The sequence below is a fragment of the Actinocatenispora thailandica genome (assembly GCF_016865425.1).
GTDB classification, from domain to species: Bacteria; Actinomycetota; Actinomycetes; order Mycobacteriales; family Micromonosporaceae; genus Actinocatenispora; species Actinocatenispora thailandica.
The window spans coordinates 4,773,557-4,790,083 of the sequence record NZ_AP023355.1; the positions used below are offsets into that span (position 1 = coordinate 4,773,557).

Genomic DNA, 16,527 nt, shown 5'->3' on the forward strand with positions numbered 1-16,527 from the left:
ACCTCCGGCCGGCCGCACGCGGCCTCAGGCCAGCACGGAGTCCAGGAGCGGAACCAGCCGCCGGTTGAGCGCGGCCATCGTGGCGCGCACCGCGGCCTGCCGCGGATCGCCGCTGGCCACCGCCGACCCGACCAACCGCTCCGCCGTGTCACCGGCGAGCAGCACCAGCACGACCACCACCACCCGGCACGGGCCGGCCGTCACCACGTCGACGTGTTCGACGGCGCACCGGGCCCGCCCGGCGACCAGCACCCCGACCGCGTCGGCGGTGGCCTGCGCCGCCACCCGCAGCAGGTACGGGTCGAGCGCCGGGCCGCCGGCCCGGCCCACCGCCCGTACCCCGTCGGCGGTCAGGCACACCTCCACCGCGCATTCGGACCCGGCGGTGGCGACCTGGATGCGTTCGATGACCGCCCGCGGATCCCCGGTACGGCCGGGCGAGCGCAGCGCGGGCGCGTTGTCGGCGCCCGCAGCCCGGTCCAGCTCGGCGCGATCGTCCGGTGCGGTGTCCAGCTCGGCGTCGGCGTCGGCGTCGGCGACGGTGAGCCGGGCCTCCACCCCGAGCCGGTCGCGCAGCGCGTCGCCGGCGGCTGCGGTGATCTCGTCCGCGTCCACCCCGTCCGCCACGTCCAGCCGCAGCGTACGGCCGCCGGAGGCGTCGGTGCGCAGGTCGGCACCGCGCACCCCGGGCACGTCCCGCACCGCGGCCAGCACGCTCTCCGCATCCACCCGGGTGGGGGCGGCGAGCACCGGCGTCTCGGTGGTCGGCGCGTCCGCACCGCCGCGTCCCGCCGGCCGTGCCCCGGCGCCCGGCCGGTCCGGCTCCGCACGGGCGGCGGCCCCGGCCGGGGTCGCGGGCTCCGGCGCGGGGCGCGCGGCGAGGTCGGTGGGCTGCTGCGGCGCTGTCGGAGCGGCGCCGGCGTGCCGGCCGGGCCGCGACGCCCGCACCGCGTCGATGGCGGACTGCACCCGCGGCGGGACGGCCCACGTCCCGTCCTCGGCCGACGCGGCGTGCCGGCCGAACGGATCCGCCGGCGTGCCGGACGGCTCGGCCGCGGCCGGGTCGGCACCACCCGCCGCCCCGAACGACGGTGTCGCGCCGGCGGCGGGTGCCGCCGAGGACGGGTACGGCGAGGTGAACTCCGGTGCCTCCGGCGTTGCCAGGTACGGCAGCGCCGAGGTCGACCCGTCCGGCGCCGCCGGGTACGACGGGGCCACCGAGGCGGGTGCCTGCGGGTCGGCCGGGTGCTGCGGGTACGACGTCGGCGGCGCACCGCGGCCCGGCCGGGCCGACGGCTCCGCCGCACCGGTACCCGGCTGGCCGGCGGCCGGCCCCTCGCCCGGCGGTACCGGATCGGGGCGCGGCGGCTCGGCACCGGCCGGCCCGCTGCCGGGACCGAACCCCGATCCGGCCTGCCCTGTCCCGGCCGGCCGCCGCCCGGTGGGCGGTTCCAGTCGTGGGGGGAGCGGCCCCAGCCGTACCGGCAGCGCCGGTGCCGGTTCCTCCGGACCGGCCGGGGTGTGCCGGGTGGTCGGTTCGAAGCCGAACATGGTGGGCCCGTCCGCCGGCGCCGGATCGGTGTCCGGATGCGCGTGCCGGGCCCGCCGCGCGGTCGGCATGGCCGGTGCCGCGGACCGCTGGCCGGTGGTTTCGGACCCGGCGGACCACTGGCCGGCCGGCTCGGGCGCGGCGGCCCACTGGCCGGACGGTTCGGCCGACGCTGGCCACTGGCCGGACGGTTCGGCCGACGGCGCCGAGCCGGGCTGCTGCGTCGCGGGCTGCCCCGGTTGCCCGGCGGGCGCGCCCCACTGCTGAGGCGGTTCGGGCAGCGCCAGCCAGTCGTCCGCCTGGTCTGCCGGCGGTGCCGGCCAGCCGTTCGGCTGCTCGGTGGTCGGGGCCTGCGGTGCCGGTAGCTGGCCGGCGGCGTGGGGCGCGAGCCAGGAGCCGCCCTGGCCCGGCGCGGACCACTGCCCGGAGGGCTCCGCGGCGGCCGGCCACTGGCCGGGCGGCTCGGCGGCGGACCACTGGCCCGGCGGCTCGGCGGCGGACCACTGGCCCGGCGGCTCGGCCGGCGGCCACGGGCCGGCCGAGGCAGGTGGCGGCGGCTCGGTGGGTTCGGGGGAGGTCCACTGCGGCACCGCCCCGGGCGCGCCGAACGCGGCCGGCATCTGTCCGAGGACCGGGGTCTGAGTGGTGTCGTCCCGGCCGTGCCGGCGCCGGGGCCGCGGCGGCGCCGGTGGCTCGGCCGGCTCGGGTTCGGGCCGCTGGTGCCGGCGGGAGAGCCGCGCGGTCGTCTCGGTGTCCGGCGCGCCCGGCGACTCGGCGGGCACCGGCGGCCACGGACCGATCCGGTAGCCGCGCGAACCGGAGTCGTCCGGCGCCGGCGGATCTGGTCTGGTCGGCTCGTACACCCGCACGCTCCCCACCCGGTTGTCCCGTTCTCGGCCACACCGGCTCGGCCGGACGGGCCGCGTCCGTGCCACCCGCCTGCGCGGGTCGACTGCCGGAGCGGCGTTCCCGCCGGTGTCCGCCGATTGTGCCGGATCGGCGAACATTATGCGCCGCTGGCTCGGCCTGGCACAGCGACGGCGGCCGCACCGGCGCCACGGCAAGGTTACCGGTCGGTACCGGAAGATCACGATCGTCCGGCCCCGGACGGCGCACAGCGACTCGTCCGGTACTGCGCGGGTCCGGAGGGGACGCTCCCGGACTCCGTTAGGCTCACAGGGAACAGCCGGCCATGGACCGCACCGCAGCCCCGCGACGTGGCCGGGTCCGCCGCAGCAAAGCGAGGCCACTCATGCGGGCAGACGTTCCACCCACGGTCGGGGAAGCTTCGATCGAGCGGCAGGTGTCGGCATGACCGCCCACCCCGGCCCGGCGCGCTCCGGTGCGACCCGACCGCAGCCGGTCCGGATGCCGCGGTCGCAGCGCCGCGCACAGTTGCTCGCCGCCGCCCAGGAGGTGTTCGTCGCGCAGGGCTACCACGCTGCCGCGATGGACGACATCGCCGAGCGCGCCGGCGTCTCCAAGCCGGTGCTGTACCAGCACTTCCCGGCAAGCTGGAGCTCTACCTCGCGCTGCTGGACACGCACTGCGACGCGCTGGTCAGCCGGGTCCGCGACGCGATGGCCGCGACCAGCGACAACAAGGTGCGGGTGGCCGGCGCCATGCAGGCCTACTTCGACTTCGTCGACGGCGAGGGCGAGGCGTACCGGCTGGTCTTCGAGTCCGACCTGCGCAACGACCCGGCGGTCGCCGAGCGGGTGGAGCGTGCCGAGCGCGGCTGCATCGAGGCGGTGACCGAGACGATCATGGCCGACACCGGTGTCAGCAGGGATCGGGCGGAGCTGCTCGCGGTCGCGCTGACGGGTGCCGCGGAGAACGCCGCCCGGTTCTGGCTCGCGTCGGCCCGGGCGGTGCCCAAGCCGGACGCGGTCGCGCTGGTCGCGGCGCTCGCCTGGCGCGGCATCTCGAACTTCCCGCTCGCCGACGGCCGCCCGGACGACTGACCCGACGGACGCCACGGCCCGGCCGGGCGCGGATCGGACACCGGGTGATCAGCGCCACTCCGGTGCCCGGAGGCCGGGCCGGCCGCCGATCGCCGATCGCCGCGGTCCCCCCGGGGTCGATCGACACGGCCGCCTCGCGCCCGTGGTTCGGTGGCCTGGCCGGTGCGCAGTCGCCGGGCGCGGCGGTGGCCGACCCGCCGCGCCTCGCTCTCGATCCGGTGCGGCCGGGGACGTACCGGGAGCTGGTCCGGTTCGGCAAGGTCCCGACCTGGATCCGAGCCCGAACGCCCCAACGACCGTGTCCCGGTGATCGGTCGGATACGCTTCTGATCGCAGCGGGAGGCGAGCAAGGAGGCGGCCGTGGAGGTCAAGGTCGGTGTGCAATATGCACCGCGGGAGCTCGTGCTGGAGAGCAAGCAGACTCCGGCCGAGGTGGAACAGGCCGTCACCGAGGCGCTGGCCGGCAAGTCCGGCGTGCTGGCGCTGGAGGACGAGAAGGGCCGGCGGGTGATCGTCCCGGTCGACAAGATCGGTTACGTCGAGATCGCCGAGTCCAGCCCGCGGCCGATCGGTTTCTCCGCCGGCTGAGTCGGCGGACCCCGCAGGGGCTGTCGGAGGTCGCGAAAGCGATCGTCGGCGGCCCCTCGGTCGTTCCGGGTTGCCGCCGCGTCGCCGGTCCTCCCGGCGGATCGGTCCTCCCGGCGGATCGGCTCAACCCGCGCCCCGGCTCAGCCGGCGCTTCGGTTCACCGGCGCTTCGGCTCACCCGGCGCTCGACTCCCGGCGGCTCGACTCGCCCGGCGGCTCAGTTGTTGAGGCCGAGGCTGGTCATCCGGTCGGTGTGCGCGGCGGTCAGCCGCTTGATCAGGTCCATCACGCCGGCGATGTCGCCGGAGCCGTGCAGCACCAGCATGGTCAGCTCGTCCCGCTCGGCGGCGACGTGCTGGGCCTGGCTGAGCGCCTCCCCCATCAGCCGCCGGGCCCACAGGGCGAGCCGGTTGGCCACCTTCGGGTCGGCCGCGATCGCGGCCCGGATCTCGGCCGAGGCGAAGTCCTCGTACCGGGTGTCGTGCAGCACGTCGAGCACCAGCTCGCGGTCGCGCGGGGCGAGCACCCGGGCCACCTCGCGGTAGAAGTCGTCCGCGATGCCGTCCCCCACGTACGCCTTGACCAGGCCCTCCAGCCAGTCTCGCGGCTGGGTGGAGTCGTGGTAGGCGTCCAGCGGGCCGGCGAACGGGGCCATCGCGGCGTCCGGGTCGGCCCCGAGTTCGGTGAGCCGGTCGGCGAGCCGCTGGTAGTTGCCGATCTCCACCGCGGCCATCGCCGAGTGCATGGCCCGTCGTCGCAGGTCAGGCGCCATTCGGGCGTCGGCGGCGATCCGGTCGAACGCCACCAGCGTGCCGTACGCCAGGACGCCGAGCAGCGCGACCACCGCCGCCGTCGGCGGCACGTACCCACCGTCGGTCGCCGGCTCGTCCTGCGTGTCCTCTGCCACCTCGCCAGCCCCCTCCACGCCCCGGCCGTTCCGCGCGCACCCGGTCCGGCCGGTACGCGTGTCGACGGCAGGTTACCGCTCGGGACGCCGGACGGACGTCGCCCGGTCACCGCCGGTTCGGCAGATCATCCGATCAGCACGTACCATGGCGCGTGAGGTGGGGACAACGGACCCACACAGAAGACGCCACGGATACCCGCGACGCCGCCCCGCACGCCGGCGCACCGCCCATGGTGGCACCGGCGGCGGGTCTGGCCCCCCGGCCGCGACGCCGAACGCACGCCGAGCCTTTCGGCGTGGCGGCGAGAGTCGGTGGTTGATGGTGGCCGACGCATCGGTCGGCCGCGGCGCGCCGCGAAGGCCGCGCCGTCAGCGCCGTGGCGGGAGAGGGACACACACTGCAGACACACACCGAGAGCGACCAGCGTCCGGACCGGGACGAGGCCGCCGGCGACATGCCGGGCGCGGCCCCCGCGGAGGCGGTCGCCGCACCGACCGGGTCGGTCACCGATCCGAACAATTCAGACGATTCCGCCGCAGAGGCGGTGCGCGAGCTTGCCGCGAGCGCGCCGGTGCGGCCCGACAGCCCCTCCTTCCGCGCGCTGGGCGTGCGGGACGAGACGGTGCAGGCGCTGGCGAACGTCGGCATCCAGCACGCGTTCGCCATCCAGCAGGATGCGATCCCGATCGCGCTGCGCGGCTCCGACGTGATCGGCCAGGCGCCGACCGGTACCGGTAAGACGCTCGGGTTCGGGGTGCCGATCCTGCAGCGCATCGTCGGCCCCGCCGAAGGCGCCGACGGCCGCCCGCAGGCGCTGGTCGTGCTGCCGACCCGGGAGCTCGGCCTGCAGGTCGCCCGGGACATCGAGACCGCCGGCAAGCTGCGCGGCATCCGGGTGCTGCCGGTCTACGGCGGCCGGGCGTACGAACCGCAGATCGAGGCGCTGGCCACCGGCGTCGACGTGGTGGTCGGCACCCCGGGCCGGCTGCTGGACCTGGCGAAGTCCAAGCACCTGGTGTTCACCGGGATCAGGATCCTGGTGCTCGACGAGGCCGACCGGATGCTCGACCTGGGCTTCCAGGAGGACATCGAGAAGCTGGTCAAGATGCTGCCGACGAAGCGGCAGACGATGCTGTTCTCGGCCACCATGCCGGATCCGATCGTCGCGCTGTCGCGCAACTACCTGCACCGGCCGATCACGATCCACGCCACGCACACCGCCGAGACCGGCCCGAACCCGCTCACCGAGCAGTACGTGTACCGCACCCACTCGCTGAACAAGGCGGAGGTGGTGGCACGCATCCTGCAGGCGCGTGGCCGCGGGTTGACGATGGTGTTCTGCCGGACCAAGCGGGCCGCCCAGAAGCTCGCCGACGACCTCGACTTCCGCGGGTACGCGGCGGCCGCGGTGCACGGTGACCTCGGGCAGGGCGCGCGCGAGCAGGCGTTGCGCGCGTTTCGTACCGGCAAGATCGACGTGCTGGTCGCCACCGACGTCGCGGCCCGCGGGCTGGACGTGACCGGCGTCACGCACGTGATCAACTACGACTGCCCGGAGGACCCGGACACGTACACCCACCGCATCGGTCGTACCGGCCGGGCCGGCGCGCACGGCGTCGCGGTGACGTTCGTGGACTGGGAGGACCTGCCCCGCTGGAAGCTGATCCACAAGGCGCTGGGCGCCGGGGTCGCGGACCCGCCGGAGACCTACCACACCTCCGAGCACCTCTACGCCGACCTGGACATCCCGGCCGGCGCGCCCGGCACCCTGGCGCCGGAGCGGCGCACCCGAGCCGGCCTCGCCGCCGAGCAGGAAGAGGACATCGAGCCACACCACCGTCCGGCGGGTGGCCGCCGCCGTTCCAGCGGCCGTCGCGGCCGTGGCCGGGGCGAGCGCCCGGACACCCCGGCGCGCGCCGAGGGTCCCGGGCACCGGGCCGAGCCGGCCGCAGGTGAGACGTCCGGTGGTCGCCGCCGGCGCCGCCGGCGGTTGGACGACGGCGCCGTGGTCGAGCGGTCCGCGGACACCGCGCAGCCGGCCGAGAAGGACGCGGCGGACAACGCGGCGACCACCGAGGGCGGTTCGGCCGCCCGGCGCAACCGGCGGCGCCGGCGCCGGCCGGCACAGGCGCGTGGCGGCAACGCCGATCCGTCGATCGATCCCGGCACCGACTGATGCCGAACGCCCGCGCTCGTCGGACCGGCGCGGGCGCCCGGCCGGCCCGCGGTTGGTAGCGTCGTTGCCGTGACGAACGCGGACCGCGCCGACGACGCGTACTGGCGGCGGCCACCGGACGGTGCCGCCGCGCCCCGGCGCGATCCGGTCGCCGCGGCACCGGAACCCGGGTACGAACCGCCGCCGCCGAGCACCCCGCCGCCGGCCGGCTGGCGACCACCGGTCGTGGTGCCGACCGCGCCACCGCGCGACATGCCGGCGCAGCAGCACGCCCGGATCGACGAGGAGGAGCGCGCGGCGCGCACCATCACCTACGGGGTGGGTCTGGTGGCCGGCGCCGTGGTGCTGGTGTTGATCATCATGGTCTGCGCCCGGTTGGTGGGCTGACCGCGGGCGATGCGCCGAGCGTGGTCAGCTCAGGTCGACCGCCACCGTCAGGCATTCGCTGCCCCAGCCGCTCGGCGCGTGCGGGGCGTACTTGCAGGCCACCAGACGGCGGGCCCGGTTGGCCTCGTCCGGGTCGGCGATCACGCGTCCCTTCCCGGTCCGGGTGTAGCGGCCGATCCGTAGCTCCACGTCCGGGTCGCGGCTGATGTTGCGGACCCACTCGGGCCGGTCTCCGCTCGACGAGAGCAGGTACACGGTGTCGCGATATGCCGCGAACCACAGCTCGACGGTCTGCGAACGTCCCTCACCGCGACCGTGCGTGGTCAGGAAGACGTGCGGAGCCGTCGCCAGATCACCATGTGCGAGATCCGTGAGCATCTGCATCGTGCCCTTCGTCCAAGGGCTCTCGGCCGTGCCGAGGGCTCACTACCACCGCCAACACACCCAAAGCTACCTCCCGGAACGCCCGGCATCAGGTCGCCGGCGCGCTGCTCGGAGGGTTTTTACGGACGTCTAACCGCAAACGGTTCAGCACGAAGTGTCACCGTTCGAGTGAGGCCGTGACGTGGTCCCATCCGGCCCGCGCCGGGCACGACGCGAGCCGGTGGCCGGCGACGGGCGGCGGACGGCGAGCGGTGGACGGCGGACGGCGGACGGCGAGCGGTGGACGGCGGACGGCGAGCGACGGGCGACCGTGGCCGGGCGGGGTGGCAGACCGGCGCCAGGGGCGGGGCCGGCCCGGCCCGGCGGAGGGTCGGTGGCAGGCTTGCGGAGTGAACGTAGCGAAGCCGGTCGATGCCTCGACGCGTCCGGACCTCGGTCTGTTCGGGCCGGACAGCGTCAGCTGGCGGGTGCACGGCAACCTGCTGCTCGCCGTCGGTGGCCTGCGCGCGCTGTTCCTGCAGGCGCTGCACCCGCGGGCGATGGCCGGCGTCGCCCAGAACTCCGACTTTCGCACCGACCCGTGGGGCCGGCTGTACCGCACCGGCGACTACGTGGCGACGGTGACGTTCGGGACCAGCGAGGAAGCGCGGCGGGCCGGCGCGAAGGTCCGCGGCGTGCATCGGCGGCTGCGCGGGCACGACCCGTACACCGGGGCGGAGTTTCGGATCGACGAGCCGGAGCTGCTGCGCTGGACGCACGTCTGCGAGGTCGAGTCGTTCGTCTCCACCGCCCGGCGCGGCGGCATCCGGCTCACCGACGCCGAGGTCGACCGGTACTACACCGAGCAACTGCGCGCGGCCGAACTGGTCGGCCTGGATCCGGCCACCGTGCCGGCCACCGCGACCGCGATCGCCGAGTACTACGCGGCCATGCAGCCGCGGCTGGCGATCACCCGGGACGCGGCCGCCGCGGCGGCGTTCCTGTTCTGGCCGACGATGCCGCGCGGTCTCGGGTACACGCCGGCCCGCGGCGGGTGGATGGGCGTCGCCGCGGTGGCGTTCGGGCTGCTGCCGGGCTGGGCGCGGCGCCGGTACGGCGGGCTCGGCCTGCCGGTCGGCGATCTCGGCGCCAGCCTCGCCGCCCGGTCGCTGCGGCTCGCGACCGGTGCGTTGCCGGAACGGTTCCGGCACTCCCCCCGGGTCCGCGACGGCCTGCACCGAGCCCGCCTCGCAGGCCGGGACCCGGGTCTGTGACCGGGCCGCAGGCCCGGCGCTTCGCCCCGGGATCCTGACCGGCGCCTACGACCGGGCCGCGGGCCCGGCGCTTCGCCCTGGGACCGGCGCCGCCGACCGGGCCGCGGGCCCGGCGCTTCGCCCCGGGACCGGCGCCGCCGACCGGGCCCCCGGATGCGCGCCGGCAGCCGCGGTGTCCGCCGAGGTGGTCCGGCCGAATCCGACGGCCGGCCGGCAGAGCGCGGCGGAATCCGGCGACGCGGGCCTCGCCGGCCACCGGACGGCGTCGACGAGGCGCGGAGGAGCCCGGCGACGGGCCTCGCCGGTCAGCGGAAGTCGTCGACGTGGTCGGCGACCCAGTCGGCGAAGGTCCGGGCCGGCCGGCCGACGATGCGCTCGACCGTGTCCACCACGTACGAGGGCTGGCCGACCATGGCGGCCTGGATCTCCAGCCGGCCGCGGGCGAAGCGTTCCGGGATCGACCGGGCCAGCACGGCGATCTCGGTCTCCGGGTCGACCTGCTCCACCCGCAGCGGCACGCCCAGCGCCGCGCCGATGATCCGGACCTCGTCGGCCTGGGTGAGCCACTCCGGCCCGGTCAGCCGGTGGGCCCGGCCGGCGTGGCCGTCCTCGGTCAGGGCGTGCGCCGCCACCGCGGCGATGTCGGCCGGGTCGATCGGTACGGTACCCACCTGCGGGTGGGCCAGCCGCACGACCCCGTCCCGTACCTGCGGGGCGAACCATCGCGCGTTGCTCGCGAACCCACCGGGCCGCAGGTGCGTCCAGGCCAGCCCGGACGCCTCGACCGCCTGCTCGACCGCGCGGTGGTGCCGGGCGATCCGGTCACCGGCGCCGTCCCGGACGGCGGCCGAGGACAGCAGCACGATCCGCTCGATGCCGGCGGCCCGGGCGGCGGCGACGGGCAGGTCCGGGTCGCCGAACGTCGCGTACAGGAACAGTGCGGTACCGCCGGCGAATGCGGCGGCGAGCGAGTCGCCGTCGGCGAGGTCGGCGCCCCGGACCTCGACCCCGTCGGGTACGTCGAGCGACTCGGGGTGGCGGGACAGGGCGCGGACGGGACGGCCTGCGGCGGTGAGCTGTCGGACGACGTCGCCGCCGACGCCGCCGGTCGCTCCGGTCACGACGATCATGGTGACTCCCCTCGTTAATCAATCTCGAAGACAGCATAATCATCTTCTTGGATGACTAACTGACCCGGGTGGCGGATTAGGATGGCGGGCATGCCCGCAGGTCCCCGTCGCGCCCCGAACCCCGACGAGCGGCAACGCGACGCCGAGCGGTCCCGGCGGCTGCTGCTCGACGCCGCGCTGCGCGAGTTCGCCGCGCACGGGTACGCCGGCACCAAGGTCGCCGACATCGCCGCCCGCGCCGGCGTCAACAAGCAGCTGATCAGCTACTACTTCGGCGGCAAGGAAGGCATCTACCGCGCGCTGCACGAACGGTGGCGAGAGCGCGAGAACGAGTTCGCCGGCCCGGACACGTCGCTGGAACAGGCGGTGCTCAGCTACCTCGCCTCCGGGCTGACCGAGCCGTGCCCGGCCAGGCTGATCGCCTGGAGCGGGCTCGGCGACGACGGCTCACCCGACGTGCTCGCCGACGAGGACGACGAGGCGCGCGCCCGGGCGTGGCAGCAGCGCGGCGACCTCGCCGGCGACGTCGACCCCGCCGCCGTCCTGCTCGCGATCCGCGGCATGGTCATGGCGCCGGTGATCATGCCGCACCTGGCCCGCCGGCTGCTCGGCACCGACCCGAGCGATCCGGAGTTCCGCTGGCGCTACGGCGAGACGCTGGCCGGTGTCATTCGCCGACTGGCACAGCCGTTGCCGACGGCCGCCGAGCCGGCCGAAACGCCGTCGCGAGCGGAATGATCAGCGCGATCAACACCAGCGGGACCGCGAAGCCGATCCGCCAGGTGGTCAGCTGCTCGGCCGCGCCGACCAGCGGCGCGCCGACCAGAAACCCCACGTAGTTGAACAGGTTGACCCGGGCGATGGCCAAGCCGGTGCCGGCCGGGTCGTACTGCCCGGCGGCCGAGAACGACTGCGGCACCACGACGCTGAGCCCGAAGCCGAGGATGCCGAACCCGATGATGCCCACCGCCGGGTCCGGCGCGGCGACCACCACCGCCAGGCCGAGCACACCGACCGCGACCCCGACGCGTACCGCGGCGACCGGGCCCCAGCGGCGGGCCGCCTGGTCGGCACCGAGCCGGCCGAGCACCATGCACGCCTGGTAGACCGCGTAACCCCAGGCGGCGAACTCGGCCGGCGAGGACAGCCCGCGGCGCAGGTACTCCGCGCTCCAGTTGGACGTCGCCGAATCCGCCACGTACATCAGGGCGACCCCGATGCCGATCAGCACGATCGGCCGCCACGGCACGGCCGGCCCCGCGGCCGGGTTGACCGCGAGCGCCCGCTCGGCGTCCCGGCGGATCAGTCGCCGGCCGGTCACCGCGGAGGCGGCGATGCCGACCGCCGCGACCACCCCGAACCCGACCCACAGCGGTTGGTGCCAGTGCTCGTTGGCCGACGAGCTGAGCGCGCCGAGGATGCCGGCCGCGCTCCACACCGCGTAGAACGAGGCGAGGATGCTCCGCCCGTACCGCCGTTCCAGGCTCACGCCCTGCATGTTCATGGTCGCGTCGACCGCGCCGACCGACAACCCGAACACCGCGAGCACCAGGTACAGCGGGAGACGGTCGCCGACCGCGCCGGCGCCGAGAACCGACAGGCAGACCAGCGGTTGGGCGACGCGCAGCACCAGCGCGCTCCCGTACCGTTCGGCGGCGAAGCCGGCCAGCACGCTGCCCAGGCCGGCCACCACCGGAACCGCGAGCAGCAGCAGGGTCAGCGCACCGTCGGAGAAGGCGAACTTGTCCTGCAGCACCGGAACCTGGGTGAGCAGCGCGGCGAAGCACAACCCCTGCACCGCGTACGCCGCGCCGACCGCGCGGCGCGTCACCGGGTCCCGGTACGCGCCGGCGCCCGCCGGTGACTGGAACGACTGCCGCATCGCCGCCTCCGTTTCGCCACCGCCCGGCCGAGGCACGGACGATCGCCGATCGGGCTCACCGGTGGCGGGGCGGGTCGCACCCGACACCGGTGCCGCGCAGCGTATCCGAAAGTTCCTCGCTTTTCAGCCGGCCGCGGGTCCAGTCTCGCTCGCCGCGTCGGCCGGTTCGAGCGCACGCTGCACCGACGACCACGGTTCCCGCTCCACCACCTCCCGCCCGGCCGGGCAGACCCGCCGCCAGTCGCACCAGGAGCACCGGTTCGACGGGGTGGTCGGGAACGCGGTGTCCGCGTCCTCGCCGTCCGCGAGGCGCTGCTCAGCCGCGACGATGTCCCGGGCGGTGTCCTCGGCCCGGCTCAGGTGCCGGCGCAGCGACTCCTCGGTGTGCTCGTGCGCGGCCACCGAGCCGGTCGGCAGGTGATGCAGCTCGACGCTGCGGCAGCGCCGGTGCATGGTGCGCTCGGCGGCGAACGCGTACAGCGCGAGCGCGCGCGAGCCCCGGGCGTCGTCACTGGTCAACGGCGCGCGGCCGGTCTTGTAATCGACGATCACCAGTTCGTCACCGCGGCGGTCGATGCGGTCGACCCGGCCGTTGAAGGCGAGCACCCCGGTGCGGGTGGCGACCACCCGCTCCACCCCGACCGGCTCGTCGGCCGGGTCGAGGGTTTCGACGTACTCCTCCAGCCAGCGCAGCGCCACGTCGAACGCGGCGCGCTCCTGGCTGCCGTCCCGGTAGCCCTCGGAAACCCAGGTGGCCCGCAGCAGCCGGGGCAACGCCTCGACGGTGCGCGCCTCGGCGGCCAGCGCGTACCAGTTCTTCAGCGCGGTGTGCACGCTGGCGCCGAGCGAGTTGTGCGCCCACGGCGGCCCCTTCTGCGGCTGCGGCCGTTCCACGTACTGGTAGCGGTAGCGGCGCGGACAGTCCTCGTACGCACCGAGCTTGCTCGGCGTGCACACGAACAGCTTCGCCGGCATCCCGCCGAGCGCCAGCTGCTCCGGCACCGCCGGCCGGCGTCGCACCTGCTCTGCCATCAGCACCCCTCACCACCGGCCGGCCGCCTGCCGGCCGGCACAAACCAGGACAGCTGTGATCCTGCCAGCAGGGTGCGACGATACGACGCGGGCCGCCCGGGTACCCCGGTGGCGCCGGTGTGCCCGGCCACCGACGCTGACGGGGCGGATCGGGGTCCGGTTGGAGTAGGGTGGCGGCGATCCCCTCCGGAGGTGTCCATGGGTCTGTTGAAGTGGATGCGCGGCGACAGCGACTCGCCCTCGGCCGCGATGGCTGCGGCCGGTCTCGGTGAGCTCGCTGGCCTGTTGCAGCCGGGCAAACGCAAGCAGACCGAGCTGATCCAGGAGCTCAAGAGCAAACGGCAGGACATCGGCAACGATGCGCCGGGCGGTGTCGATCTGGACCGCGGCGTGGCCGTGATCAGGTCCCGCGGCGCGGACGCCGGCGCCGGCGAGCCGAGTGCCACCGGCCGCGGCACGGCCCGGCTGGGCCGGCGCAGCTCCGAGGCGATCGCGGCGGCCCGGGCCGCCGCTGCCGAACGTGCCGCCGAAGGCACCGTCTGACCTCGACCGCGAGGCTGAACGAACGACACGGCGCCCGCCGGCCCGACCGCCTCGGCGCCGACTCGGCCCAGCACGACACCGGCATGACCGCCGACCCGCCTGGCACGGCACCGCCGTGACCCGGCTCGGCGGCGACTCGGCCGGCGCGGCACCGGCTTGGCCCGGTTCAGCGGCGTGCGCCCCGGCGACCGACCGCGGCGTCGAGCCGTAGCAACCGCGGGACCAGGACGTACACCACCAGCGGCACCACCAGTCCGGTCAGGATCAGGGTGCGCAGCGGTAGCGGCAGCGCCCCGATCAGGTCACCCAGCAGGAACTGCGCGGTGGTGATGGCGCCGTAGACGGCGATCCAGGTCAGCGCCGCCCGCCGGTGCACCGACGGAACACTCGGTGCCGGACGCGGTGCGGAGCAGGCGGCGGGCGACTCGATCATCACGTTTCCTCTTCGTCGACACAATCTCCAACTGGCTGGTTGGATTTTGCCACGACGCCTCCCGCAAATGCAACTGGCCAGTTGGAGTTGCCGTATGCTCGGCGCATGGCTTGGGACACCGCACGCACCCGACAGCTCCTGCTCGACGCCGCGGTCCAGGAGTACGCGCAGTACGGTCCGGTCGGCGCCCGGATGGACCGCATCGCGAGTTCGGCCGGCGTCAACAAGGAACGCATCTACCAGTACTTCGGCAACAAGGAGCAGTTCTTCGGCGTGGTGCTGGACCAGGAACTCGGCCGCCTCGCCGCCGCGGTACCGCTGACCGCCGAACTCGCCGACGACCTCGGCGAGTACGCCGGGCGCGTCTACGACTACCACGCCGAGCATCCGCACCTGGTCCGGCTGATGCAGTGGGAGGGGCTGCAGACCGGCGACGAGCCGGTGCCCGCCGAGGCCGACCGCACCCGGTACTACGCGGGCAAGGTGACGGCGCTGGCACAGGCGCAGGCGCGCGGCACCATCGCCGCCGGCGAGGACCCGGCATACCTGCTCTACGCGGTGGTCGCGCTCACCGTGTGGTGGTTCTCGGTGCCGCAGATCGTGCGGATGATGACCGCCGGTTCCGACACCGACAGCCCGGCGGACCGGCGCGCCGCGCTCACCGCCCTGGTGCGCCGGATCGCCGGGTGACCGCGGAGCCCACCGGAAGCGAACCCGGTCGGGTACCGGAGCGCGGCCGGCTCAGCCGCCGTACTGGCGGACGAAGCTCGCGATCGCATCGGCGATCAGCTGCACCGCGATCGCGGCGACCAGCAGACCGGAGATCCTGGTCAGTACCTCGATGCCGCCCTGCTTGAGCACCCGGACGATGACGTTCGAGAAGCGCAGGAAGCCGAGGATGATCGCGTGCACCGCGACGATCGCGGCGGCGATCGCCACGTAGTCGGTGATGCCGCTGCCCTGCCGGACGAACACGATCGACGCCACGATCGCGCCCGGCCCGGCGAGCAGCGGCGTGCCCAGCGGTACCAGCGCCACGTTCGAGGTGGCGGTCGAGTCCGGGTCGTCCTGCTTGCCGGTCAGCAGCTCCAACGCCACCAGCAGCAACAGCAGGCCGCCGGCGGCCTGCATCGCCGGCAGCGAGATGCCGAGGTACTTGAGGATCTGGCCGCCGGCGACCGCGAACGCCACGATCACCCCGAACGACAGCCACACCGCCTGCCAGGCGGCCCGGTTGCGGGCCCGGAAGTCCATGCTGCGGGTCAGCGCGAGGAAGATCGGCACCGAGCCGGGTGGGTCGACGATGACGAACAGCGTCACCACCGCCGTGCCGAACAGCTGCAGATCCATCCCCGCCCCTCCTCCGACCCCCACGGATACCAGCCCGGACGCCGGCGTGCTCAGCCGGTTCGGTCCGGGGTGACCGGGCTCGCCACCGGTGTGGTGCCGGTCGCCTGGGCGAGGATCTGCTGGTACGAGGCGGGGCTGGTCAGCTCGACCGCGATCCCGGTCGGCTTGTTGCTGCCGTGGTAGTCGCTGGAGCCGGTGACGAACAGCCCGAGGTCGGCGGCCAGCCGGCGGGCGTGGTCCCGCTCCGCCGGGCCGTGGTCGGGGTGGTCGGCCTCCAGCCCGGCCAGCCCCGCCGCGGCCATCTGCCCGATGACCGCATCCGGGACCACCCGGCCGCGACGATGCGCGAGCGGGTGCGCGAACACCGGCACCCCGCCGGCGCCGCGGATCAGCCGCAGCGCCTCGAACACCTCCAGGTCGTCCTTCGGCAGCCGGAACTGCTGGCCCAGCCACTGCGGGGCGAACGCCTCGCTGACCGTGTCGACCAGGCCGCGCCGGATCAGCGCCTGCGCCAGGTGCGGCCGGCCGACCGGCGCGCCGGCCGCGTCGGACAGCACCTCGTCCCAGGTGACGTCGATGCCACCGGCACGCAGCAGGTCGACCATCCGTTGCGCCCGGGTACTGCGGTTGCGCCGGACCCCGGCGAGCGCCTCGGCCAGCTCCGGTTCGTCCGGGTCGGGCAGATAGGCGAGCAGGTGCAGGCCGATCGGCGAGTCCGGCCCTTCCCACCAGCGGGCGGAGATCTCGATGCCCGGCACCAGCGTCGTCCCCGCCGGGACCGCGGCGGCGGCCTCGGCCCAGCCGGCCGTCGAGTCGTGGTCGGTCAGCGCGACCACGTCGAGCCCGACCTGCCCGGCGAGCCTCATCAACCCCGCCGGTGAATCGGTACCGTCGCTGGCCGAGGAGTGCACGTGCAGGTCGATGCGCATGCCGCTCATTCTGCCGGTGC

At 75.1% G+C, this 16,527-nt stretch carries 16 protein-coding genes and 1 pseudogene; 8 read left to right on the top strand and 9 right to left on the bottom strand.

Features of this window, described 5'->3' with window-relative positions; translation table 11 throughout:
- Window positions 1-24: 24 nt before the first annotated feature.
- Complete coding sequence (locus Athai_RS21220; protein ID WP_203963126.1) at window positions 25-2,412, bottom strand: hypothetical protein; 2,388 nt, start codon at window positions 2,410-2,412, stop codon at window positions 25-27.
- A gap of 448 nt (window positions 2,413-2,860) precedes the next feature.
- Here Athai_RS21220 and Athai_RS21225 point away from each other — a divergent pair.
- A pseudogene (locus tag Athai_RS21225) lies at window positions 2,861-3,513 on the top strand (TetR/AcrR family transcriptional regulator).
- A 360-nt stretch (window positions 3,514-3,873) separates the two neighbouring features.
- Entirely contained in the window at window positions 3,874-4,101 is a 228-nt protein-coding gene (locus Athai_RS21230) for a DUF3107 domain-containing protein (RefSeq protein ID WP_030448723.1), read from the top strand.
- 216 nt (window positions 4,102-4,317) lie between these two features.
- On the opposite strand, the gene Athai_RS21235 is transcribed toward Athai_RS21230, so the two are convergent.
- Window positions 4,318-5,007, bottom strand: coding sequence for a ferritin-like fold-containing protein (locus tag Athai_RS21235; RefSeq protein ID WP_239157066.1), 690 nt, complete (start codon window positions 5,005-5,007; stop codon window positions 4,318-4,320).
- 455 nt (window positions 5,008-5,462) lie between these two features.
- Here Athai_RS21235 and Athai_RS21240 point away from each other — a divergent pair, with 455 nt between their 5' ends.
- Together Athai_RS21240 and Athai_RS21245 are read left to right on the top strand one after the other, a co-directional pair.
- Window positions 5,463-7,184, top strand: a complete 1,722-nt coding sequence (locus Athai_RS21240; RefSeq protein WP_203966001.1) for a DEAD/DEAH box helicase — start codon at window positions 5,463-5,465, stop codon at window positions 7,182-7,184.
- 69 nt (window positions 7,185-7,253) lie between these two features.
- Window positions 7,254-7,571 (top strand): translation initiation factor 2, encoded by a 318-nt coding sequence (locus Athai_RS21245; RefSeq protein WP_203963127.1) that lies wholly within the window; start codon window positions 7,254-7,256, stop codon window positions 7,569-7,571.
- Window positions 7,572-7,595: 24 nt separating this feature from the next.
- Here the strand turns inward: Athai_RS21245 and Athai_RS21250 are convergent, their stop codons facing one another.
- Entirely contained in the window at window positions 7,596-7,955 is a 360-nt protein-coding gene (locus tag Athai_RS21250) for a nitroreductase/quinone reductase family protein (RefSeq protein ID WP_203963128.1), read from the bottom strand.
- A 389-nt stretch (window positions 7,956-8,344) separates the two neighbouring features.
- Between Athai_RS21250 and Athai_RS21255 the strand changes: the two genes are divergently transcribed.
- Window positions 8,345-9,208 (top strand): oxygenase MpaB family protein, encoded by an 864-nt coding sequence (locus Athai_RS21255; RefSeq protein WP_203963129.1) that lies wholly within the window; start codon window positions 8,345-8,347, stop codon window positions 9,206-9,208.
- Between the two features lie 305 nt (window positions 9,209-9,513).
- Here the strand turns inward: Athai_RS21255 and Athai_RS21260 are convergent, their stop codons facing one another.
- On the bottom strand, window positions 9,514-10,338 hold the full coding sequence (locus Athai_RS21260; RefSeq protein WP_203963130.1) for an SDR family oxidoreductase: 825 nt from the start codon (window positions 10,336-10,338) through the stop codon (window positions 9,514-9,516).
- Window positions 10,339-10,428: 90 nt separating this feature from the next.
- Between Athai_RS21260 and Athai_RS21265 the strand changes: the two genes are divergently transcribed.
- Window positions 10,429-11,076 carry a TetR family transcriptional regulator gene (locus Athai_RS21265; RefSeq protein WP_203963131.1) on the top strand — a complete coding sequence of 216 codons (648 nt, stop codon included), beginning with the start codon at window positions 10,429-10,431 and terminating at the stop codon, window positions 11,074-11,076.
- Here the strand turns inward: Athai_RS21265 and Athai_RS21270 are convergent.
- The gene (locus Athai_RS21270; protein WP_203963132.1) at window positions 11,006-12,220 is read right to left on the bottom strand and encodes an MFS transporter; all 1,215 of its coding nucleotides are present in this window, start codon (window positions 12,218-12,220) and stop codon (window positions 11,006-11,008) included. The two genes, Athai_RS21265 and Athai_RS21270, sit on opposite strands and share 71 nt — an antisense overlap.
- 123 nt (window positions 12,221-12,343) lie before the next feature.
- A complete protein-coding gene (locus Athai_RS21275; RefSeq protein ID WP_203963133.1) occupies window positions 12,344-13,252 on the bottom strand; it encodes a RecB family exonuclease in 909 nt (302 codons plus the stop codon).
- A gap of 198 nt (window positions 13,253-13,450) precedes the next feature.
- Between Athai_RS21275 and Athai_RS21280 the strand changes: the two genes are divergently transcribed.
- On the top strand, window positions 13,451-13,795 hold the full coding sequence (locus Athai_RS21280; RefSeq protein ID WP_203963134.1) for a DUF6191 domain-containing protein: 345 nt from the start codon (window positions 13,451-13,453) through the stop codon (window positions 13,793-13,795).
- Between the two features lie 166 nt (window positions 13,796-13,961).
- Here the strand turns inward: Athai_RS21280 and Athai_RS21285 are convergent, their stop codons facing one another.
- Entirely contained in the window at window positions 13,962-14,228 is a 267-nt protein-coding gene (locus Athai_RS21285; RefSeq protein ID WP_203963135.1) for a putative antibiotic biosynthesis monooxygenase, read from the bottom strand.
- Window positions 14,229-14,333: 105 nt separating this feature from the next.
- Here Athai_RS21285 and Athai_RS21290 point away from each other — a divergent pair, with 105 nt between their 5' ends.
- Entirely contained in the window at window positions 14,334-14,918 is a 585-nt protein-coding gene (locus tag Athai_RS21290; protein ID WP_203963136.1) for a TetR family transcriptional regulator, read from the top strand.
- A gap of 51 nt (window positions 14,919-14,969) precedes the next feature.
- Here Athai_RS21290 and Athai_RS21295 read toward each other — a convergent pair whose 3' ends face one another.
- Together Athai_RS21295 and Athai_RS21300 are read right to left on the bottom strand one after the other, a co-directional pair.
- Complete coding sequence (locus Athai_RS21295) at window positions 14,970-15,578, bottom strand: MarC family protein (protein WP_203963137.1); 609 nt, start codon at window positions 15,576-15,578, stop codon at window positions 14,970-14,972.
- A 50-nt stretch (window positions 15,579-15,628) separates the two neighbouring features.
- Window positions 15,629-16,507, bottom strand: coding sequence for a PHP domain-containing protein (locus tag Athai_RS21300; RefSeq protein WP_203963138.1), 879 nt, complete (start codon window positions 16,505-16,507; stop codon window positions 15,629-15,631).
- Window positions 16,508-16,527: the final 20 nt, after the last annotated feature.

Coding starts and splice junctions, on each gene's coding strand:
- Athai_RS21265 (WP_203963131.1), top strand. CDS start 10,429: ATGCCCGCAGGTCCCCGTCGCGCCCCGAACCCCGACGAGCGGCAACGC.
- Athai_RS21275 (WP_203963133.1), bottom strand. CDS start 13,252: ATGGCAGAGCAGGTGCGACGCCGGCCGGCGGTGCCGGAGCAGCTGGCG.
- Athai_RS21300 (WP_203963138.1), bottom strand. CDS start 16,507: ATGCGCATCGACCTGCACGTGCACTCCTCGGCCAGCGACGGTACCGAT.
- Athai_RS21250 (WP_203963128.1), bottom strand. CDS start 7,955: ATGCAGATGCTCACGGATCTCGCACATGGTGATCTGGCGACGGCTCCG.
- Athai_RS21290 (WP_203963136.1), top strand. CDS start 14,334: ATGGCTTGGGACACCGCACGCACCCGACAGCTCCTGCTCGACGCCGCG.
- Athai_RS21280 (WP_203963134.1), top strand. CDS start 13,451: ATGGGTCTGTTGAAGTGGATGCGCGGCGACAGCGACTCGCCCTCGGCC.
- Athai_RS21295 (WP_203963137.1), bottom strand. CDS start 15,578: ATGGATCTGCAGCTGTTCGGCACGGCGGTGGTGACGCTGTTCGTCATC.
- Athai_RS21240 (WP_203966001.1), top strand. CDS start 5,463: ATGCCGGGCGCGGCCCCCGCGGAGGCGGTCGCCGCACCGACCGGGTCG.
- Athai_RS21285 (WP_203963135.1), bottom strand. CDS start 14,228: ATGATCGAGTCGCCCGCCGCCTGCTCCGCACCGCGTCCGGCACCGAGT.
- Athai_RS21270 (WP_203963132.1), bottom strand. CDS start 12,220: ATGCGGCAGTCGTTCCAGTCACCGGCGGGCGCCGGCGCGTACCGGGAC.
- Athai_RS21260 (WP_203963130.1), bottom strand. CDS start 10,338: ATGATCGTCGTGACCGGAGCGACCGGCGGCGTCGGCGGCGACGTCGTC.